Origin of the sequence: Paenibacillus oryzisoli (assembly GCF_001653565.1) — a bacterium.
Lineage (GTDB): Bacteria > Bacillota > Bacilli > Paenibacillales > NBRC-103111 > Paenibacillus_E > Paenibacillus_E oryzisoli.
Genome location: NZ_LYPB01000090.1, coordinates 1 through 21,030, shown reverse-complemented (window position 1 = coordinate 21,030; position 21,030 = coordinate 1). Strand labels below are relative to the sequence as shown.

Here is a 21,030-nt window from a genome sequence, read left to right as displayed (position 1 = left end):
ATCTAGATGAGTGATGTTCGAACAACGAAAAGCCCCCGATTTCACTTGAAATCGAGGGCAACTGGCTTGAATATTTACGAATATAACTTAAATAAACCGTTCAACGAATTTCATATACCGCTCTGCTTGCCGTAAATCGTTATTTTGTCGATAATAGTCTGCCGTCCAACGAGCAAGCTCCTCCAGTTTATGCTCTACCTTCTCAACATAGGTAAGCAACCAATTGTCGAATATACCCATGGTGAATGGGTACACCGTTTTCTCTAGAATTTCCCGGCTAAGCAGCGCTTTCCGCTCCCTATCCGGTTCGTCTAACGTCGTTTGCAGCTTCTCTAGCAGATCGAGCAAATCGCACTTTATGTTGCCGCGTAAATAGACGTACTCACGATCCGCAACGAGGAGAGGACTAGCTTCGTCCACATATTGATCTAGCAAGTTTTTCACATAGCTGAGCGATACGCGCAGCCTGTTTTTCGCGTTGGCCAGATCCGCCCCGGGCCATAAAGCGTCGCATAGCTGCTCGCGTGTGACGGAAGGGTGGAACAGCAAATAGACAAGCAATCTTTTGGCGTATCGCTGATTCCACTGTCCTAGGACGAGCTGTCGGTTGACAGTTACACGGAACGTGCCCATAACTTCAACTTCCAAAGCAGTGGACGTTTCATGCTGTTGGCGAACCTGTTCCACGAAATCTTTGATCTGATTTTGCATATGAGCAGACAACTTATCTACGACTCGAACGTCAGGAGAATCGCCTACCTTCTGAATATGCTCGTCGATCCAGTTCGCCACGATAGCCGGCTGATCCAATTGAACCGCGTTAGCTGCATCGGATACGACCAAGAAACGATAGTTTTGAAGCAAAATAGTCCCTAACGCGAGCACACTCGGAGGGAAAAGCCTATCGTATTCCCCGCCAAGAAATAGCACAGGAAGTTCAACACCTCTAATCTCTTGGGCAGAGATATAGGCTGTAATTCTATCTCTAATTTGAATATAGTGGTGAAAAGAAACTTGGCTATAAGCTTCATATAATAACGCTTCTTTGCTCGGTGTAACCTGATGGCAAGCCGCACTAAGCAAGCGTTCAGCGACAGGCATAATCGAGTTGCTCTCTCGAATGACTTGCTGTCGATCGCCTGATAGAATCGGCATTACCCTAACCGGATAATAGAGCGGTACGGAAAGCAAACAAAGCGATAACACCCTAGCTGGATATTCCCGAACGAATTCCAGACCTATGTAACCACCCATTCCGTGACCGACGAGATGACAACGATCAATTTGTTTATAAGTAAGAAGGCCGGCTAAATCGTCGCAAAGCAATCGCCATGTGACGTCTTCTTCACCCATCTGTCGGCTTCTTCCGTGACCTCTTACATCATAAACGAGAATATCATAGCGGGATTGGAGATAAGGAATCATCCAGCTCCAAATACTAAGATTCGTTCCCAAGCTGTGAATCATAACAATCGTTTCTACCGGCTGATCGCGGCCGCTCTCTTGATGAAATTCATAATACAAAGTATCTTGATCAGTCGGTACGAATGGCACTTCCGTTCACCTCTTAGCTAATTCTTCTGGTTCATCAATTAAAAAACAATGGAAACGTAAATGTGACGAAAGCTGCCCATAGTCCGTAGACTGGCAAATACTTCGTAACGGCATCTTGGATAGCCAAGGGTCCGGTTTTGTTTTGTAAAAACCGCAGGTAAGACAGCATAATCACAACAAGATTGGCCCAGATCAGGATGTTTACGCCTAGAACCGCCAGCCTATTTGGAGAAATTCCATATGAAGAAAGTCTGAACACAATGGCAGATAACGCCACACTATCAATAATCAGAGCAAGAATAATGAGCGCAACATTCATATAATCCGAAATGGTCTTCTTCTCATCTTTGCCGCTTTCAGTAATCGAGAATATGGTAACAGCCAAAACAGCGAGTAATACACCGTTAAAAGATAGAAGAAAGTCTCGGTCTAAGAATGGATTTTTACCGACCACCATTACCGTGATGAGATAAACCAACAAAGTTACCAGAACAAGTGGGCTAAAAATTTTGGCAATATAAGGAGCTATATTCTTAGCAAGTTTAAGATTTCTAGATACGAGGTATACGGCCACAAGCGCGAGCGCTGCTGCTCCAAATATAACGACATTTTCAAAGTAAAATTCCGATATATCCATGCCTACAAATTTAAATAACTGCATCGTTAAACCTGTTAACAACATTCCGCTAATGGCCATGCAGGCGTAGAGTATAGCGAATTCGCCATTAAATTTCAGATAGGCTAATCGTGTGCTGCCTCTGCCATGCTCATTTCCTGTAAATGCAAGCCCAACAACGACCCATAAGAATATGGGAAGATGTATATATACTAGAATAATACTGTCAGTCAACTCGACAGGCAAGAGATTTAAGAATATCCCCGAAATAAGGAAAGACGATGCAAGGGTGTACAAAACCTTTTTATTCGGCACATGATTGGTTACAAAATAGATAGCCATGAAGAGAAGTATACCAAACACAATATTTATGGGGGCTATTGTATTATCGTCGACATAATGAAATAAGATTCTTGTAGTGATCCCTGCCAGAATGGCTAAGATACCCATGGTTATGAAATCTTTTTGCAACAAGGGGGCCTTCTCGGTACGTATCTTATCCTGAAAATACAACCTTTGATACCACACGCCTAGCACCGGTGAATTAGAGTTCTGTTCCCACGCATATGTGAATGACTTTTTAAATGCATCCGGTTCTTCTCTATACATTCTCTCCAGCTCGTGGGGGTTCGCAATATTGTCAATAATGGGATTGTTACTGTTCATGGTTATACCTCCCCTCTAACGCTGACTTTCCTCTCTGTATTCCAAAATATCGCCAGGTTGGCAATCTAAAGCTTTACATATCGCCTCTAGCGTTGATAATCGAATGGCTTTGGCCTTCCCATTCTTCAGAATTGAAAGATTAGCCATTGTGATTCCTACTCGCTCTGCAAGCTCGGTTACGCTCATCTTCCGCTTCGCCAACATCACATCAATATTAATAATTATCGCCATGTTATTCACCTCAGACTGTCAAATCATTTTCAGATTTTATATCAATTGCCTCTTTTAAAAGCTTTTGGAGAACAGCAGCAAATACAGCAATCACCATTGATGCAAAAATCATGACCATGCCAATCACAATGACACCGGGGGCATCGTCTCTCTCCGCAAAGAGATAAAAAAGCGGCATCCCTAACACATACAAGCCGCTGATCGTAATTGCACAGCGTTTAATTATCTTTAAGACACTGACAGACAATTCCGAGAAAGCTTTGTTCTTGTCGATATAGCCAAGCAGTTTAAAAGTCTGATACAGAGCAATGTAAAAGGGTATCGCCGAGGCATACAAATCAATCATAAAGAGATATTTCAAATACGAATGATCTGGATATAATTCTACTGCATAATTCGCGATCTCAGGCACTGCAAATATACACAATGCAAGCACCGGGATTCCCATAAGTATGACAGCTACCTTCAGAAAGAGTGTTGATCCACGTTCCATAAAAAAGTCCCTCACTTATCATTTGAATTTGATTTGAATTTATCACAAAATTTATCGTTTTGCAATAAATAAATCATGATAAATAACATATTGTTATTGTTAAAATCCAAAAGCATGAAATATTCTCCAACGTCTTCAAGTCTATCTATTTTGTAAAGAACAAGAAAGATATACAAATTCTTCACTTGAATTTAACATAGGTCAAATAAATCAACGTTAATCTAAGTAGCGTAGTACTTGTTCAATAATGGTCATGGAGGAGCATGAAATGAATGCTATGGAAAGAGATTTGCCACACGTAAAAAACCTACACGCCAATGCACATACGGCCAACCCACGCAAAGCATTACTCGGTCCTAAGTTGATGGAGACCCTTCTTGGCTATGTATTCTTAGCTCCGTCACTTGTGCTGTTTGCTGTCTTTCTGTTCTATCCCTTGATACAAACTTTCTATCTCAGTTTACACGAAACGGATCCGCGAGGCCGAGTTGCGTCCTTCGTTGGACTCGATAATTTCACTGCGATCTTCACTTCTGAGCGGTTCTATCAGAGTTTAGGCGTCACTGGACTTTTTACACTGCTTACTGTACCTACTGTGATCGTAATTGCCCTCCTCCTAGCCGCATTTACGCACAATCCTCTCAAAGGTATGCGAATCTTTCAATTTATTTTCTCGCTGCCGGTTGTTCTATCTGTTGGAACTTCAGCCGTGATCTGGATGATGTTGTTTCACCCAAGTGTCGGCATGTTGAATTACTTGCTTCAATTAGTGGGAGTAGAGCCTATTGCCTGGCTGACTGATCCCCGTTGGGCACTGCTTTCTGTTTCCATGATGACGGTCTGGATGAATCTCGGCTTCACCTATATTGTCCTCTTAAGCGGGTTACAAGGTGTTCCAGATGAAATCTATGATAGCGCCAAAATCGATGGATCCGGTCCCGTTCGTACCTTCGTACAAATCGTGCTGCCATTACTCTCACCTACGATATTCTTCGTTACGATCGTGTCCATCATCGGCGCTTTCCAGTCTTTTGGACAAATTCATATTCTAACCAAAGGGGGACCCGTCAACTCCACAGATGTACTTGTCTACTCCCTGTATCAAGATGCTTTTATTAACTTTCGATTCGGAACAGGCAGCGCGCAAGCCCTTGTCCTTTTCACCATCATCCTTATTTTCACGGTCATTCAGTTCAAAGTGTTTGAAAGGAAGGTGCACTATCAATGACCAGTCGTTTGCAACAAACTTTCGTCTACAGCCTATTGATCATCTGCGCCGCACTTGTGCTTTATCCTATCTTCTATACGTTCTCATCTGCCTTGATGACACCAGAGGAAGCATCGGCTTATCCGCCTCACTTCTTGCCTAGCAGCTTGTATCTGGGCAGTATCGTCGCCGTCTTCAAGCTTGTACCTATCACCAAATTTATTACCAATAGTCTTCTCGTGTCTATCATTATTACCCTGGGACAACTGATTACATCGAGCATGGCCGCCTATGCCTTTACGAATATTCGCTTCATGGGCAAAGCCTTCATCTTTGCACTCTTCATGGCTACGATGATGATTCCCTGGGAGGTCACCATTATTCCCAACTATTTGACGGTTAAAAAATGGGACTGGCTCGATAGCATGCAGGGACTAACCGTTCCCTTTCTGGCGACCGCATTCGGAACCTTCCTCCTGCGGCAATTCTTCTTACAGCTGCCTAGAGAGCTGTTTGAAGCAGCTCGCATCGATGGATGCGGTCACTTTAGGATGTTCCTCCGAATTGTGCTTCCGCTCGGACGTCCCGCCTTGGCAACACTAGCTGTTTATGCCTTCTTGAACGCATGGAACATGTATCTATGGCCACTGCTCATTACGAACAGCGAAGCCAAGAGAACCGTGCAAATTGGCATCGCGATGCTGCAATTCGAAGAATTAACCGTATGGAACTTGGTTCTAGCAGGTGTCAGCATCGTTATACTGCCTTCCCTCTTGTTGCTCATCCTCGGTTTAAAGCAGCTCGTTCGTGGCCTTACGGCGGGTGCGGTGAAAGGTTAGTCCATTGCTTGATGGCCACTCTGTTCAGTTACCATGCTGAAGCAGGTTTCCATATATTTGAGAGAAGAGATAAGGGAGAGAAATAGAAGATGAAATCATTGAAAACAAGAAGTTCCATCCTTGCTATGACCGCTCTTGTAGTATTGTTAACTAGTGCATGCGGCAAAGCCGAAACAACGACTTCAGGTACTACGACAGAAAGTAAACCTGCAACAAGTACGGCAGCGGCGGATGTCAAAAAAGGAACAGAACCCGTGAAAGTCATCTGGTGGCACTCCATGAGTGGCGAGTTAGGCAAAGCCGTAGATAAATTAGTGGCAGATTTCAATAGCTCACAGAAGAATGTTCAAGTCGAGGCGGTATTCCAAGGTACCTACGATGAAAGTATCAATAAGATGAAAGCATCCATGGATACCAAAAGCGGCCCTTCCCTTATTCAGGTGTACGAAATCGGCTCCCGCTTCATGATTGATTCCAAAGCTATTACACCTGTTCAAAAATTCGTTGATGCGGATAAATTCGATCTTTCCCAGCTGGAAGAGAACATTCTGAATTATTATAAAGTTGATGGCAAACTAAATTCCATGCCATTCAATACGTCTAACCCCATCTTGTATTACAACAAAGATATGTTCAAAGCTGCAGGACTCGATCCTGAAAAACCACCAACTACGTATGAGGAAATCACGAAAGCTTCACAAGCTCTTAGTAAAGACGGGAAATCCGGTTCATCCTTTGCCATCTACGGCTGGTTTATGGAGCAATTCTTCGCTAACCAAGGTGTAGAATACCTTAATAATGGGAATGGTCGTACCGCTTCTGCCACGGAATCCATGGTCAACAATGAAGCTGGCGTCAAAACACTCTCGTGGTGGAAAGACATGGTCGACAGCAAAACCTCTGCCAACCTCGGCCGTAAAACCGATGACACGAAAAAAGCTTTCTTAGCAGGCCAAATCGCAATGACATTGGATTCGACAGCTTCACTTCGCGGTATCGTAAGCGGCGCTGAAGGGAAATTCCAAGTAGGTACAGGCCCGCTTCCTAAACCATCCGATGCCAAAGAAGGCGGTGTTGTCGTAGGCGGTGCGAGTCTTTATATCTTGAATAACAAGTCAGAAGCTGAACAACAAGGTGCTTGGGAGTTCATTAAATTCCTAACTACACCACAAACACAAGCATGGTGGAACGTGAATACGGGCTACTTCCCAATTACGAAGAAAGCATATGACGAAACCATTATCAAAGATAACCTAGCGAAATACCCGCAATTCCAAACAGCGATTGATCAATTGCACAAAACGAAAGCAAACACAGCAACACAAGGTGCGGTTATGGGTGTCTTCCCAGAAGCTCGTCAAATCGTCGAAACAGCCATTGAAGAGGCGCTTACTGGCAAGAAAGCACCAAAAGAGGCTCTGGATAGCGCAGCTAAGAGTATTACAGAGAAAATTGGTGCTTATAACAAAACTGTAAAGTAAATCATTCAGTAAAATAAAGTTGGCTACTACAAAATACCCATAGACTGAACACCTTTTACTTAAGTGTCCAGTCTATGGGTATCCCTTTTACCTTTTTGTGGCCAGTCATTTGAACCATCCCTTCTCTTTGAAACGCATTATAGCCTCAATTCGGTTACTGACATTGAGCTTATCGAGAATAACGGAGATGTAGTTGCGAACAGTGCCTCTTGTTATGAACATATGATCCGCGATTTCCTTTGTATTTTTACCATCGGCGATCAGGTTCAGCACTTCCTTTTCCCTTTCGGTCAACGGATTCTCTTCCTTGTAAGTCTCGTCTACCAGCTCTGAGGCATAGATACGCCTGCCTGCCATCACACTCCGAATCGAAGTTGCCAATTCCTCGCTTGGACTGTCTTTCAGCAAATATCCGTTGGCCCCTGCTTTCACGGCTCTTTCAAAATACCCGTAACGAGCAAACGTCGTCAATATAATGACTTTGCAACCCAAACCCTTCAGTTCCTCTGCTGCATCCAAACCGTCCATGATCGGCATCTCGATATCCATGACGCAAATATCTGGCTTATGCAGTTTAACTAACTTCACAGCATCCTCGCCATTGCTTGCTTTCCCAACGACCTGCATATCCTCTTCCAAATCAAGTAGGGATGCAAGTGCGCCTAGCAGCATGCGTTGATCTTCGGCGATCACAATTCGAATCATAGCTTCATCTCCCGTTCTGGTGGTATGATGGCATTCGGCACTTTGATAACAATGATGGTTCCATTGTCGGAGACGATTTCCATAGAACCGTTTACGAACTCAAGTCGCTCTTTCATGCCTCGTAATCCATTGCCAAGCAACACAAGACATTCTCTCGACATGCCAATTCCGTTATCCCCGACCTTGATGATGAGATCGCTTGGCGAGGGCTCAATAGAGATCGAACACGTCGTTGCAGCGCTATGTTTGATAATATTCGTAACCGATTCCTTCAAACACATGCTCAGTACACTTTCATTGATCAATGATGTATTGGTTAACTTTGGATCTCCCTCAAGAACGAGGTCAATCTCTGCCGCGTTTAAAATCTGTTTGATCCGAAAAATCTCTTCCACGAGTCTCGTTCCACGCATTTGCGTGACGATTTCGCGAACTTCTTTTAACGCAGTTCTAGCTGTCTGCCGAACATCATTGATTTCGATTTGCGCTTGTGCCGGATTCTTGCTAATTAACTTCCCAGCCAAATCACTCTTCAAACCAATCAAGGACAGCTTCTGCCCTAATGTATCGTGTAAATCACGAGCAATTCTTTGACGCTCTTCAAGTTTGACCAACTCCGAAATCCGCTTATTAGCATCTTCTAGTTGCCCCTGAAGCTGCTCACTCCGATTTCGGTTGAACGTAGTAACTGGAATGAGAATAACGGCAATTACACTTATGATAATAAAAGGCAATTGGTCAAAATACACAGGGTTCTGAGCAACCAAGCCGTAGTTAATCGTGACAATCGTTGTTACTAGATGAATACAGTACAACGTAATAAATCCTGCCTTACTTTTCATGGTGCCAATAAAAAATGATAAAAAGAGAGAGAAATACACATAGCTGAAGACGACAGCCATGATAATCGATATAATAATTTGCACACTAGTCCAGAAGTAGACGATCCAACCTTTGGAAACAAAGGACAACACATAGCAACTAAAGAAAACCATAATCATGATTATGCCTAATACAATGTGGTAGGTCGTCGAAGAACGAAATATGAAATAAAAAGGAAGGATATAGAAGACAACCCACACATACGGACTAAGACCGGTGTTTTTGTGAAAGATTTGATACCACTTTTGCATAGTCCGTTTAGCCTCTTTTTCTTCAACATAGATTTACTTATATTTTATCACAAACACGCAGCGATGTATTTATTGCCCTTGTAAGCTCGATTTACGCACTTTGACTTTTAATTGGTTAGTCAAAGGATCATGTTCATCTGTGTTACGGTGCAACTGTTTACTATTTTTATATCCGACAAACGTTTTGTTACGCTCATCCCACAGACGGAACCGAAGCGATTTCAAGCTGGTACTAATGGTTATGGTCGTTGCTTTCTGAAGCGGCGGCGTTGCATCATGCGCCTTCTCCAAGTTATAATTGGGCACTTTCGGACTCAAATGATGGACATGATGAAACCCGATGTTGCCGGTAATCCATTGCAATAGTTTCGGCAATTTATAATAGGAGCTTCCATCTACCGCGGCTTTGACATAACTCCACTCATCTTCATTCTCGAAGTAGGAATCTTCAAACTGATGCTGCACATAAAAAAGCCAGATTCCTAGCAAGCCTGCTACAAACATAATTGGCCCTTGGATCAGAACAAAGGACTGCCAGCCGACTAACCAAATCAGTCCCCCATACAGCGCAAGAATGGAGACATTGGTCAAATACGTGCTGATTCTTTCCTTGCGTCTTGCACCTTTCGTATTAAAGCGGTTCGTAATTAGAAACAAGAAGATAGGACCCAGTCCGAACATTATAAACGGATTCCGATATAACCGATAAGCTATTCGAACCCATATAGAAGACGCCGTGTATTCGTCGACGGTAAGTACCCACATATCACCTACGCCGCGTTTCTCGAGGTTACTGCTCGTTGCATGATGGATTGAATGACTATTCTTCCATTGCTGATAGGGAAATAAGGTAAGTACCCCTGTAATCGTACCGATAATTTCGTTGGCTTTACTGCTCTTGAAGAACGATTGGTGACAACAATCATGAAAAATAATAAACGTACGTATCACGAAACCGGACGCGATGATTGTAATCGGCAACGTAATCCAATATGAAATAGATAGGCTTAGGTACGCAACTAACCACAGTACCAGGAGAGGTCCTAGGGTGTTAATTAGCTGCTTAATACTAACCTTCGTATTGGATACTTCATAAGGGGCAACCTGTTTTTTTAAGTGAGTTAGTGTGGATTGTGTCATTTTCTAGTTCCTCCTCGATATGGTGCGCAGGACATGTAAGAATATCAGTTGTTCTTTCCTATCTTCATTATAGATATCGCTTTCAAATCGTTGCAGTCATAAACATCATGTAGACGGTATGACATATGTCATATAGGAAAGAGAGAACCATTATTAATTTGCTTATCAAAATTTTGTGTGCTATGATTGGTCAATAAACGGCTTTGACATAAACTCACATATTGAAAAAGTGATCATTTGTGTAATGGTAGCTTTTTCAATGTGTGATTTTTTTTGTTTAAAAGAGCATGTTAATAACAATTTGGAGGTAATTTATTATGGAAACAGGAACAGTGAAATGGTTTAACGCAGAGAAAGGTTTTGGATTTATTGAAGTGGAAGGCGGAAATGACGTATTCGTTCATTTCTCCGCAATTCAAGGAGATGGCTTCAAATCATTGGACGAAGGACAACGCGTAGAATTTAATGTTACTCAAGGCAACCGTGGTCCTCAAGCCGAAAATGTTGTAAAACTGTAAATCGCAATGAACTGCCCTTAACACGAGTTAAGGGCAGTTTTTTTATGAGTAGGAGGAGTGTAGATCATGTATTTTCGAAAAAAATCGATTGAGGATCTGATTCAGGAAGATACGAAAGTCTGGGCATGCAATAATGAAGATTGTAAGGGTTGGATTCGGGACAATTTCTCCTTTGAATATGTACCAACTTGTCATCAATGCCTTTCTCCAATGATTAGCAGCTTGAAAATGCTCCCTATCATTTCTAACTCCAATAAGAATTTGAAGTCTCTTCATAAAGGCAGACTGATCTCATAGTCATTGAGGATTCATGTCTCCCCTATCCATACATGAGAAAACCGATGCTCCCAATTACGGGAACATCGGTTTTCTCATTTTCAGGCAATATGGATATGAAATAACTCCTCTATCTCCATCTCTAAGACTTCACTTAATCGCTTCGCTGTTGATGGACCCACTGATTTAATCGAACGTTCAAGTAAACTTATGTACGCGTGGCTCACACCTGTATGCCGCGCTAACTCCCGTTGCGAATAACCTTTCAAGACTCTTGCCCTTATGAATGCATCTGTCTTGGCTTTAATTTGTATATGCATCAGCGTTGAAAGTCAGTCCCCCATCCTCACTTCGTCCTATATAAGAGTATACCTCATTTATTCACTAATGCAACAATAAAAGTTTACATTAGTAATCAAACGAGCGAGCACAAATTTATACGTTCCGAAACTCCATGATTGTAATTACTATAGTAAACTGATAGTATTATAACGTTTACTAATGTTTACTTTACGAAGTGAGGATGAGCAGTCATGTACTTTTATGATAAATTACGAGATATGCGCAAAATGAAAGGCTTCACCATCCGCGAGCTAGCTGATCGCTCAGGAGTATCCGCGGCATACATCTCACAACTGGAGAATGGCAACCGCGGAATTCCTTCTCCCGACGTCTTGATGAAATTGTCTGAAGGACTTAACACGTCTTACTCGGAGCTGATGGATATTGCCGGTTATCTCGAGACCTCGCAAGCCAACCAGCAGTTCGAAAGTAATCCTGTTAATCTCAGACGTTTTCTTCGTGAAAATGAGCTGATGTTCGACGGATTCATTTTAACGCCAGAAGATAAGGAATGGGTGGAGCGGATGCTCACCGTCTTATTCTGGAAGGAGCGTCAAACCCATAAAGAATCCGAAAGTTAAATCTATGCTATATGCGCCTACTCGATTACAGCGTAATTTGTTGCCCGGGCGTCATCACGATGCCTTTAATTCCTTCTTCTTCCAGGCTTGCGACAAAGGCATCCGGATCTTGTGCAATCAACGGGAACGTATTATAGTGCATCGGGACAACCGTTTCGGCTTTCACATATTTCGCAGCAATGACGGCATCTTCCGGCCCCATCGTGTAGTTATCCCCGATCGGCAGAAAGGCCAGATCAATCTCGTTCATTTTGCCAATCAGCTTCATATCTTTGAATAACCCCGTATCCCCAGCATGATAAATGGTTTTCCCCTCTACCATGAGTAAGAATCCACTCGCCAACCCTGTATAGATATTGTCCTTAGTGCCTGGCGGATTATACGAGGAATCGTGTAAGGCTAAGGTTAATTTTACTTTACCAAAAGGAAACTCAAATGCCCCGCCGATTCCCATCCCGTGCGTCTTAGCCCCTTCGAATCCTAGATATCTAGCCAAGTCATTAGGAGCAATTACAGTAGCATTATTGCGCTCTGCGATGGATAACGTGTCTCCAACATGATCCCCATGTCCATGGGTAACAAGGATGTAATCAGCCTTAATATCTTCTGCTTTGACCGTTGCTTGCGGATTCCCCGTTAAGAATGGGTCGATAATCAAGGTATGTTCCTTCAACTGAATTTCGACGCAGCTTTGTCCATGGAAAATAATGTTCACAACATTCAACTCCTCTAGGTTAATATGTCCATTTTATCATAGGTACCTTCGCAAATTAAAATTGTTCCATGCCCATTCCCATCCCCATTCTCCCCTAAGAGGGTCATGCATCTCTCGTGGACTAGTAGATTTAAATATATTAATCCGATAAGTTTAGCTATAATGTAACAGACTGCAATAAAGTCTGCTTGGACTGTCGGACACATAATCCCAGCACTTCATAATCCATTAAGAACCTCAAGGAGGAATACTCATGTCGACCAAGCCAAAAATACTCGTAACCCACAAATTACCGGAAAGCATTCAAGATTATTTGAATCTCCATGGAGATTGTACGTTCTGGAATCAGGAAGGCAGTATGCCTCGGAGTGTCATCTTGGACAAAGTTTCTGAGGCAGAAGGAATCCTTGGAGGAACCATTGACAAGGAGCTGTTAAGTTGCGCACCGAAGCTGCGTGTAGCGAGTACTTCTTCCGTCGGGTACAATCATTTTGATATAGATGCAATGCGATCCCATGGTGTCATTGGTACACATACGCCTTATGTATTGGACGGCACCGTCGCCGATCTGGTTCTGGGTTTGATGCTCAGTGCAGGGCGCAGAATCGCAGAACTGGACGCTTATGTGAAACAGGGGAACTGGCAGAAGGGGACGAGCGGTACGGAATTATTCGGCGTAGATGTTCATCATTCGACGCTCGGCATTATTGGGATGGGCCGGATTGGGGAAGCGATTGCCCAGCGTGCTGTGTTTGGCTTCGACATGAAACTCCTCTATCATAGCCGCGGTCCCAAACCGGAAGTAGATGAGCGATTCAATGCCCGCTACTGCGAGCTGGATGGGTTGCTAAGTGAAGCCGACTACATCGTTGTGATGACGCCTTTAACTCCTGAGACGAAGCACATGATTGGTGAGGAGCACTTTAATCGGATGAAGTCATCGGCTATCTTCATTAATGCTTCCCGAGGGGCAACGGTAGACGAGCAAGCATTGATTAGAGCGCTTCAGCAAGGGAAAATTCGAGGAGCTGGTTTGGATGTCTTCGATGTCGAGCCAACGCCTGCCGATAACCCATTGTTAGCGATGCCGAATGTGGTCACTTTACCTCATATCGGGTCAGCGACTGCAAGAACGCGCAATGATATGGCTGAGCTGGCAGCGAAGAATCTTGTGGAAGCCTTGAACGGCGGTCAAGCTTATGTCGTACAAGAACTCAAGGATTTAGTTCTTAATTAATATATAGCATTCCCACCACTCCGAATCGATACAAATTAAACGGCTACGCCGTCCTTTTAAGGTCAGGAGGGTTTATCTAGAAATTCAGCATAATTAGTAAGTAAAACTTATAAATGCCGATATTTTAAAAAGGATCCCCACCGCCTGAATGAAGGCATGAGGATCCTTTTATTACATATACATATACACATTCACTTCAGCATCGCTGCCAACCGCTCAAACGTCAACTTCAACTTGTCCTTCGGAATTTGCGCGAAAGCATCGCCAATACTTACTTCGAACGAACAAACCCCTTCACTGGATTCACGCAGATAATGGATCAAGCCAACATCCGTCTCCGCATATAAGCCAACTAGAATCGGCTCAAGCTTCTCCTTGGGCATTGCAATATGAACGTGAAACATATTCGTTACCGGTACCCGCGGCAAGGTAGTCACGAGATGGCAGCGATTATACAGCGAAGCAAGCTCCACTGCCTCTTCATAGTATTTGCCCATTTTCGGCTCACGTTGCTTGAAATAGTAGCTTGCGCTAAGGTAATAAGGATACAGGCTTATTAGATCGCCGCCATGCCGCCTTTTCCATACCTTCGATTTCACCGTAAACGCCTCATCGCCCGCCAGAATCGCACCGGCAACACCGCCAATCCCTTTGTAGAAGGAGATATACACACTATCAAATAGCGCACACAGCTCTGCCGCCGACTTCTGATAGTACGGCAGCACTTCGTACAACCTTGCCCCGTCCAGATGCAGCTTAATCCCCTTGGCTCGACAATGCTCCGAAATCGCAACGAGCTCCTCGAACGGTGGTAACTCACCACCAATTTCACGCTGCGGCAACTCGATCAAGAGACATGCGATTTCTTCCCTTAGCTCAAGAATCTCGCTCAATCGAATCAAGTGATTCTTCTCGCCGAGCAGAACCGTTTCAATGTGGTGCAGCTCTTTCAATCCGTCCTCTTCATGGATTTCCAAATGGCTTAATGGATGATACGCAACCTTTCGAATTCCCTTCTCATCACACCAAATGCGCAGGGCGATCTGCTGTGCCATCGTTCCACTGGGGAAGAATACAGCCTTTTCTTTGCCCAGATATGCGGCCATTTCTGCCTGAAAGCTCTCTATGCTTTCGCCATTTCCATACATATCATTCTCAAGCTTGCCATCGATCCCATCTAAGGCATCTTTTAGAATTTGAATGTTTTTGCGGCCGTGCCCACCTACTATATACGAAGTTTTGCGAAAGGCTGCTGCTAATGGTGATAATGTAGACATGTGGATCGCGCTCCTTTGATTGCCATTGAAATAGAGATCTTTGGTGTAATTTGAATTATAATGAGATTATGTTGCCATAAGAAAATTATTATACAGAGGAGCTTCCCTATGAATGAAATTCTCCTGGGATCTAAGGATCAGTTTACTGCAAATCCGTGTGAAGTAGAATTAAATGGGGCCCGATTTTTCCTAACAGAAAAGGATGGTGTCTACTCGCTGCTTTCTAGTCGTTGCCCTCATGCAGGCTATGGGGTTGAACTTGAGAACGGCGAACTTGAATGCCCCTTGCACGGTTGGACTTTCGAGGTGCATACAGGTCGGTGTCATAATGTTCCGAATGCGAAGCTTCAATGCTTTGAAGTGATAGATAGGGAAGGCATGTTGTTCGCTCAAATCGTCATGGCATAGCTCTATACTAACATATGAGAAAGGTATTGACATTCACGTTACGTAAACCCTTAAAGTAAAGGTGTCAGGAGGTGAAGGGATGGAATACACAGTACAGCACTTGGGGAAGTTGGCTGGAATCAGCACCCGTACACTTCGCTATTATGATGAGATTGAACTTCTTATGCCGGCAAGAATCAACTCATCAGGATATCGGATTTATGGGCAACATGAGGTGGATCGACTGCAGCAGATTTTATTTTATCGGGAGCTTGGCATTCCGCTGGAGCAAATCAAAGATATTATGTCGTCCCCTGCGTATGATGGAACCCGTGCACTGATGAACCATCGCGAACAGCTTCTCGACAAGCGAAGACAATTGGATATACTCATTGCCAATGTCGAACAAACCATTGCTTCCAACGAAGGGAGACTAACCATGACGAATGCAGAGAAGTTTGAAGGTTTCAAAAAAAAGCTAATTGATGATAACGAGCAAACCTATGGGAAAGAAATTCGCGAGAAATACGGCGATGACCAAATTAATAAGAGCAATCAGAAACTACAAAATATGACGCAAGAGCAGCACGAAGAGGTGACACGCTTAGCGGAGGAAATTGCGGAAACATTAGCAAAAGCTTTCAAGCAAGGAAATCCCGCAAGTGAATTAGCACAAAAAGCAGCTGATTTGCACAAACAATGGCTCATGTTCTATTGGAGTGCGTACAGTAAAGAAGCGCATGCAGGGCTTGCCCAAATGTATGTGGATGACGAACGTTTCAAAGCCTATTATGATGTGAATCAGCCAGGAACAGCAGAGTTCCTCAGAGACGCAATCCACATCTATACAGGGGTACACTAGCACGTTTTCTATGATTTCCTGCAAACATCCAATTCTTTTACAAGAAATTGAATATAGTATGATTACCAGCCGCCAGCCACAACCCTCATGTCATCTTTCTCATAATACGAGAAGAAGCCTAGAACTCTCTCATCAAGAGTTCTAGGCTTCTTCAAATCCATCCATTAAGCCGACTGAGCCAATGCCTCACCGCTTGATTTAACTAATGATTTACTTTGCCATACACGGCTTCTCCAACGCAGATACATCAACAAACCTCTTACCCACTCATCGACTGTAAAAGCCACCCATACACCGAGTAAGCCCATCTCAAGATGAATCCCGAGATAGTAGGCTAATGGAACAGCGATCCCCCACATGGAGACAACTCCCATCATCACCGGGAATCTAGCATCACCAGCAGCACGTAACGAATTAATGACAACTAAATTAAATGTTCTACCTGGTTCGAGAATGATAGAAAGCAGTAGAATTGTCGATCCCATAGCAATAATATCGGGATTATCGGTAAATAACCCGAGCAGTTCTTTACGGAATATCGATGTAATCCCTACGATAACGAATGTCAGAACAAAAGTAATCTTCAAACTCCGAATCAATTTATGATATGCCGCCTGGAAAGCCCCTGCACCTACCATGTGGCCAATAATAATTTCCGTTCCCATCCCAATGGCCATACCTAGAGCCATGAAGTAATTGGTCACATTCATCACGTACACATGGGCACTTAGTGCGGTTGCTCCGATAATATTAATAAAACTGAAAATCATTAAATATTGAGACTGCCATGAAATATGTTCTCCTGCGGAAGGCAATCCAATACTAAGGATCTGCTTCACAATTTTCGACTTGAAGGTCACGTAATGCTTGAGAAGAATAGGAACTTGTAATCGACGGTATAGGATAATCACAAGAACAATAAGCCCTAGAAGTCGACTTACAACCGTTGAAACAGCCGCACCAGTAACGCCCCATTCAGGGAAGCCCAGAGTTCCGAAAATCAGGAGACTGTTGCCCACAATGTGAATCACATTAACCCCCAACGTAACGAACATGACGTCTCGGGTCTGTCCATTGGAGCGCAGGACCGAAGAAATCGCATAAGACAACGCTTCAATCCAAATAAAAGCAGAGATAATCGTTAAATATTTCTTCGCAATCGCGATTTGTTGAGGATCTAAGTGCATTACATGCATTAACGGCTCACCAAATGCAACTAACGCGATACTTACTAGAATACCGAAAATCAGATTAATCGTAATGGCTAATGCTGAAATTCGACTCGCTTCCTTCACCTTGCCTGCTCCTAGATGCTGGGCGACTGCCACACTCGTCCCGATACCTACGAAACCAAACATCAGAATACAGAACACGATGATTTCATTCGCTAAACCCACCGCTCCCGTTACTTCATCCGAGATGCGGCTCAACATGAAGACATCCGCAGTACCTAACATCATACGTAATACTGAGTCAATAAAAATCGGCCAAGTGACTGCGAATAGACGGAGTTTTTGCCACGATGCCTTTGAATCTGTGTCTCTCATTCGTCTTCACCTCTTGTTATTGCAAATGCAACTAGCATAGAATACGAAAGCGATTGCAGTCAAATGCAAATAATTAACACTCGTACTTGCACCGGAATCGTTCTGTTGGGCTACGCCAAAAAACCTCGGAAATCAGGAACGATTTCCAAGGTTTGTCTACTAATCTTTTATTTCACTTCTACCCAAGCACCGTGTTGGTCTGCAGATGCGATCTCAGCAACAGCAATTTCAATGGTTTCCCGCGTACTGGCTGGACTTGCAGTTGTAACCGATTCTCCTGCGAGAAGCGTCTCAATGAAATATTTCAACTCCAGATAATAGCCCATCTCTGGCGATAGCTCTGGACTGAATCCAGGCGCATCATTCAGGTTAACTTTCAAGCCGCTCGCACCAAAAATAATGTTCGCCTTCTCGAAATTAACCCTGAACTGCATATCAAAGCCATAGTCACCTTCCAGCGTCCAGTCGGCCTGTGCGTTAATCACTTTGCCATCCCCGTACAAATAATTCGTAGACACGACATCATAACCGCTGCCTGGAACGACATTTCGTGCTAAGCACGAAACGGATCCTGGTTTACCGAACAGCCAATTCACCATATCAATATCATGCACATGCATATCGAGTAAAGCGCCGCCGCTCTTCTCTTTATCGATAAGCCACGGTCCCCAAGTTGGCGTAGCGCCGCCGCGGTAAAAATAGCCGCTAGTTACGTTCCCGTAAGTCCCCTTCTCAACAGCTTCTTTCAAGTACACATATGCCGGCCAAAAGCGCAAACACTGTCCAATCATCAACTGCTTACCATTCGCTTCAGCAGCCTCAATCATCTCTGCACACTCTTGTGGATTTGAAGCCATTGGCTTCTCACACAGGACATGCAGACCTTTATTTAAACATTCTATCGTAATATCACGGTGAAGGTATGTCGGAAGAGCGAGATCCACGTAATCCAACTGTTCCTTCTCAATCATCTCGGACACGCTTGCATACTTCGCATAGAGATTGAAATCGATGGCTGAATCACCTGTATCAATATTACCAGCAACGGCATTGCCTTCCAGTTTGACTGGATCAATATCACATAACGCGACAACTTTAATCGCAACACCTTCTGCTTCCAGTCGTACATAATTCTCGAGATGTGTTCTTCCCATGAAACCTAACCCAACGAGTCCAATTCTTAACATCATTATTTCCTCCCCAGAATAGCATCCATCGCACCAGATGTGTTGTAAACAATTTGCTCACCGTGATGCGTATAGCCAGGGATCATTTCAGCGATCACATAGTCTTCATACCCGATGGTTTGCAGAGCTTTCACCACTTCTGGATAATTCACATCGCCTGCAAGCAGGTCAACGAAACCATGTAATCCGCCAGCTGCGCGGCGATAGTCTTTGAAATGCACTTTTTTGATACGATGGCTAAGAATAGAAATCCAGTGCTCCGGGTACCCGGAGAAGATCACGTTTCCTACATCGAAATACGCACCTACATATGGGGAGTTAACTTTATCAATGAAATCCCGCATTTCCAGCGGTGATAACAAAAATTTGTTCCACACATTTTCAATCCCAATCGAAACCTTCAACGACTCGGCAACTTTAGATAGCTCTTGAATCGCTTCAAGGGAGTAGTCATAGGCTTGGTCATACGGCACCACTTCAGAATCAGGGATGAAATCGACACCTACCGCACCAGGTACGACCAAAATCGTATCAACACCCAGTACCGCGGCATGCTCTAGCTGCTTCTTCACAATGTCTTTCGCTTTCTGACGCGTTAGCGGGGAACTGCTTGTCAAGGAATAGGACCAGAATAAGCCTGTTGCTAAACTGCTTACTTCAATCCCTGTTTCGTCAGCATGCTGGCGGTACGCACGCACTTCGCTTTCCGTGCTTTCCAGACTAAGTTCTCCTGTTTCGTTCAAAGCTAACTCAATGCCGTCGAATCCGGCCTTTTTGGCAGTCGTAATGCAATCTTTCACGCTCATGGAGCCTGGAAATGACCAAATATTAATCCCTTTTTTCATCGTTATCTCCTCCGCTTCTTTCCTCTATTATAAAAGAGTCGTGTCGCATTGGATTTATCTATAAAGCCGAATTATTTGCACTTAAGCGAAATCGGTTGTGGTAAAATGACTATATTCGGGAAGAAAATCCCCTAGAGAGGACGGACATCATGGATTTCCCAAGGATTTATTTACAGGAATCACTTTCGATCGAAGCACTCATTTCCTTTCACTATTTTGAATATGCCAAAGGCTTTGTATTCGACGGTGAACAGCACGACTTCTGGGAAATTCTCTACGTGGACAAGGGCGAAGTCGAAGTTCGCGCCGATGATGTCATTCATACCCTTCAGCAGGGGAATATGATCTTCCACAAGCCTGAGGAATTCCATACGGTTCATGTCAGACATGATCATAAGCCGCCCAATCTCATTGTCATTGCCTTCGCTTGCCATTCTGAGGCTATGTCTCAGTTAGCTAATAAAGTCATATCGTTAGGCGATCGCGAACGCAATATACTCTCGATAATCACACAAGAAGGGTTTCACGCGTTCCTCCCGCCTTTCGACTCACCTTCCGTACATTTGTTAGAAAGAAACGAAGATGCCTCATTTGCTAGCGAGCAGCTCATCAAAGCGTATTTGGAAATCCTCCTGATCACCCTTATACGCAAACTAGATGCTCGGGGAACCGTTCAGGAAGCTCAGAAGTTGAAACAATCCTCGTTGCAAAAGGAAAAAGCTGCAGTCGGGCTAGTCGCTCAAATTATGACGTATCTGAGTGATCATCTTGCCGATTCATTTACCCTGGATGACCTCTGCCAAACCTTTCACCTGGGCAAAAGTCGAATGAAGGAGCTCTTTCAATCCCAGAAGGGAATGGGCATTATGGAGACCTTCAAGTACCTCAAAATCGAACAAGCCAAAACCTACATGCGCGAAGGCCCTTATAACATAACAGAAATTGCAAATTTACTAGGCTATACAAGTATTCATTATTTTTCGAGGGATTTTAAGAAAACCGTCGGCATGTCACCATCGGATTATGCGAAATCCGTGAAAGCAAGGGTGCACAAATAGCAATTTCTAGAGTAAAGGGCTGAAATATTTCAGCCCCTCCTCATCAAACCGTACGTCAGACTGTCTAACAATTTTTAAACGAGGCATGAAAATAGATGTCCAATGTCGAATCTCTGTATCTTAAGGAGATGAG

The 21,030-nt window shown here is 43.7% G+C and carries 23 protein-coding genes; 10 read left to right on the top strand and 13 right to left on the bottom strand.

Going from position 1 to position 21,030, the window contains the following annotated elements:
- Nucleotides 1–87: 87 nt before the first annotated feature.
- From A8708_RS29455 to A8708_RS29440, 4 genes are read right to left on the bottom strand one after another with little or no spacing between them, the layout of a single operon-like run.
- Nucleotides 88–1,554 (bottom strand): alpha/beta hydrolase, encoded by a 1,467-nt coding sequence (locus A8708_RS29455; RefSeq protein ID WP_068669741.1) that lies wholly within the window; start codon nucleotides 1,552–1,554, stop codon nucleotides 88–90.
- Between the two features lie 34 nt (nucleotides 1,555–1,588).
- Nucleotides 1,589–2,836 (bottom strand): DUF4153 domain-containing protein, encoded by a 1,248-nt coding sequence (locus A8708_RS29450; RefSeq protein ID WP_068669739.1) that lies wholly within the window; start codon nucleotides 2,834–2,836, stop codon nucleotides 1,589–1,591.
- 15 nt (nucleotides 2,837–2,851) lie between these two features.
- On the bottom strand, nucleotides 2,852–3,067 hold the full coding sequence (locus tag A8708_RS29445; protein WP_068669737.1) for a helix-turn-helix domain-containing protein: 216 nt from the start codon (nucleotides 3,065–3,067) through the stop codon (nucleotides 2,852–2,854).
- 10 nt (nucleotides 3,068–3,077) lie between these two features.
- Complete coding sequence (locus A8708_RS29440) at nucleotides 3,078–3,560, bottom strand: DUF2975 domain-containing protein (RefSeq protein WP_068669735.1); 483 nt, start codon at nucleotides 3,558–3,560, stop codon at nucleotides 3,078–3,080.
- Between the two features lie 364 nt (nucleotides 3,561–3,924).
- On the opposite strand from A8708_RS29440, the gene A8708_RS29435 reads away from it, so the two are divergent.
- From A8708_RS29435 to A8708_RS29425, 3 genes are all read left to right on the top strand, one after another.
- Nucleotides 3,925–4,788: a carbohydrate ABC transporter permease gene (locus tag A8708_RS29435; protein ID WP_239696902.1), complete on the top strand. Its 864-nt coding sequence runs from the start codon at nucleotides 3,925–3,927 to the stop codon at nucleotides 4,786–4,788.
- The gene (locus A8708_RS29430; protein WP_068669731.1) at nucleotides 4,785–5,606 is read left to right on the top strand and encodes a carbohydrate ABC transporter permease; all 822 of its coding nucleotides are present in this window, start codon (nucleotides 4,785–4,787) and stop codon (nucleotides 5,604–5,606) included. The genes A8708_RS29435 and A8708_RS29430 overlap by 4 nt, the downstream gene beginning before the upstream one ends.
- A gap of 89 nt (nucleotides 5,607–5,695) precedes the next feature.
- Nucleotides 5,696–7,087 carry an ABC transporter substrate-binding protein gene (locus tag A8708_RS29425; RefSeq protein ID WP_068669729.1) on the top strand — a complete coding sequence of 464 codons (1,392 nt, stop codon included), beginning with the start codon at nucleotides 5,696–5,698 and terminating at the stop codon, nucleotides 7,085–7,087.
- Between the two features lie 105 nt (nucleotides 7,088–7,192).
- Here the strand turns inward: A8708_RS29425 and A8708_RS29420 are convergent, their stop codons facing one another.
- From A8708_RS29420 to desA, 3 genes are all read right to left on the bottom strand, one after another.
- On the bottom strand, nucleotides 7,193–7,792 hold the full coding sequence (locus A8708_RS29420) for a response regulator transcription factor (RefSeq protein ID WP_068669727.1): 600 nt from the start codon (nucleotides 7,790–7,792) through the stop codon (nucleotides 7,193–7,195).
- Nucleotides 7,789–8,925: a sensor histidine kinase gene (locus A8708_RS29415; RefSeq protein ID WP_068669725.1), complete on the bottom strand. Its 1,137-nt coding sequence runs from the start codon at nucleotides 8,923–8,925 to the stop codon at nucleotides 7,789–7,791. Before A8708_RS29415 ends, A8708_RS29420 begins: the two co-directional genes overlap by 4 nt.
- 69 nt (nucleotides 8,926–8,994) lie before the next feature.
- A complete protein-coding gene (desA, locus tag A8708_RS29410) occupies nucleotides 8,995–10,065 on the bottom strand; it encodes a Delta(5) desaturase DesA (protein WP_068669722.1) in 1,071 nt (356 codons plus the stop codon).
- Nucleotides 10,066–10,382: 317 nt separating this feature from the next.
- On the opposite strand from desA, the gene A8708_RS29405 reads away from it, so the two are divergent.
- Together A8708_RS29405 and A8708_RS29400 are read left to right on the top strand one after the other, a co-directional pair.
- Complete coding sequence (locus tag A8708_RS29405) at nucleotides 10,383–10,583, top strand: cold-shock protein (protein ID WP_068669720.1); 201 nt, start codon at nucleotides 10,383–10,385, stop codon at nucleotides 10,581–10,583.
- Between the two features lie 66 nt (nucleotides 10,584–10,649).
- Complete coding sequence (locus tag A8708_RS29400) at nucleotides 10,650–10,880, top strand: cold-shock protein (protein ID WP_068669718.1); 231 nt, start codon at nucleotides 10,650–10,652, stop codon at nucleotides 10,878–10,880.
- 80 nt (nucleotides 10,881–10,960) lie between these two features.
- Here A8708_RS29400 and A8708_RS29395 read toward each other — a convergent pair whose 3' ends face one another.
- Nucleotides 10,961–11,179: a helix-turn-helix domain-containing protein gene (locus A8708_RS29395; protein WP_239696892.1), complete on the bottom strand. Its 219-nt coding sequence runs from the start codon at nucleotides 11,177–11,179 to the stop codon at nucleotides 10,961–10,963.
- Between the two features lie 213 nt (nucleotides 11,180–11,392).
- Between A8708_RS29395 and A8708_RS29390 the strand changes: the two genes are divergently transcribed.
- On the top strand, nucleotides 11,393–11,782 hold the full coding sequence (locus A8708_RS29390; RefSeq protein WP_068669716.1) for a helix-turn-helix domain-containing protein: 390 nt from the start codon (nucleotides 11,393–11,395) through the stop codon (nucleotides 11,780–11,782).
- A 25-nt stretch (nucleotides 11,783–11,807) separates the two neighbouring features.
- On the opposite strand, the gene A8708_RS29385 is transcribed toward A8708_RS29390, so the two are convergent.
- Nucleotides 11,808–12,497: a metal-dependent hydrolase gene (locus tag A8708_RS29385; RefSeq protein ID WP_068669714.1), complete on the bottom strand. Its 690-nt coding sequence runs from the start codon at nucleotides 12,495–12,497 to the stop codon at nucleotides 11,808–11,810.
- Between the two features lie 253 nt (nucleotides 12,498–12,750).
- Between A8708_RS29385 and A8708_RS29380 the strand changes: the two genes are divergently transcribed.
- The gene (locus A8708_RS29380) at nucleotides 12,751–13,734 is read left to right on the top strand and encodes a 2-hydroxyacid dehydrogenase (RefSeq protein ID WP_068669712.1); all 984 of its coding nucleotides are present in this window, start codon (nucleotides 12,751–12,753) and stop codon (nucleotides 13,732–13,734) included.
- Nucleotides 13,735–13,925: 191 nt separating this feature from the next.
- Here A8708_RS29380 and A8708_RS29375 read toward each other — a convergent pair whose 3' ends face one another.
- Nucleotides 13,926–15,011, bottom strand: a complete 1,086-nt coding sequence (locus A8708_RS29375; RefSeq protein WP_068669710.1) for a threonine aldolase family protein — start codon at nucleotides 15,009–15,011, stop codon at nucleotides 13,926–13,928.
- Nucleotides 15,012–15,119: 108 nt separating this feature from the next.
- On the opposite strand from A8708_RS29375, the gene A8708_RS29370 reads away from it, so the two are divergent.
- Nucleotides 15,120–15,419: a Rieske (2Fe-2S) protein gene (locus tag A8708_RS29370; protein WP_068669708.1), complete on the top strand. Its 300-nt coding sequence runs from the start codon at nucleotides 15,120–15,122 to the stop codon at nucleotides 15,417–15,419.
- 79 nt (nucleotides 15,420–15,498) lie between these two features.
- Complete coding sequence (locus tag A8708_RS29365; protein WP_068669706.1) at nucleotides 15,499–16,260, top strand: MerR family transcriptional regulator; 762 nt, start codon at nucleotides 15,499–15,501, stop codon at nucleotides 16,258–16,260.
- 164 nt (nucleotides 16,261–16,424) lie between these two features.
- On the opposite strand, the gene A8708_RS29360 is transcribed toward A8708_RS29365, so the two are convergent.
- The 3 genes from A8708_RS29360 to A8708_RS29350 form a co-directional block, all read right to left on the bottom strand.
- Nucleotides 16,425–17,807 (bottom strand): MATE family efflux transporter, encoded by a 1,383-nt coding sequence (locus A8708_RS29360; protein WP_068669704.1) that lies wholly within the window; start codon nucleotides 17,805–17,807, stop codon nucleotides 16,425–16,427.
- A 167-nt stretch (nucleotides 17,808–17,974) separates the two neighbouring features.
- Entirely contained in the window at nucleotides 17,975–18,994 is a 1,020-nt protein-coding gene (locus A8708_RS29355) for a Gfo/Idh/MocA family protein (RefSeq protein ID WP_068669702.1), read from the bottom strand.
- A 2-nt stretch (nucleotides 18,995–18,996) separates the two neighbouring features.
- Complete coding sequence (locus A8708_RS29350) at nucleotides 18,997–19,839, bottom strand: sugar phosphate isomerase/epimerase family protein (RefSeq protein WP_068669700.1); 843 nt, start codon at nucleotides 19,837–19,839, stop codon at nucleotides 18,997–18,999.
- A gap of 149 nt (nucleotides 19,840–19,988) precedes the next feature.
- On the opposite strand from A8708_RS29350, the gene A8708_RS29345 reads away from it, so the two are divergent.
- Nucleotides 19,989–20,897, top strand: coding sequence for an AraC family transcriptional regulator (locus tag A8708_RS29345; RefSeq protein ID WP_068669698.1), 909 nt, complete (start codon nucleotides 19,989–19,991; stop codon nucleotides 20,895–20,897).
- The last annotated feature ends 133 nt before the right edge of the window (nucleotides 20,898–21,030 follow it).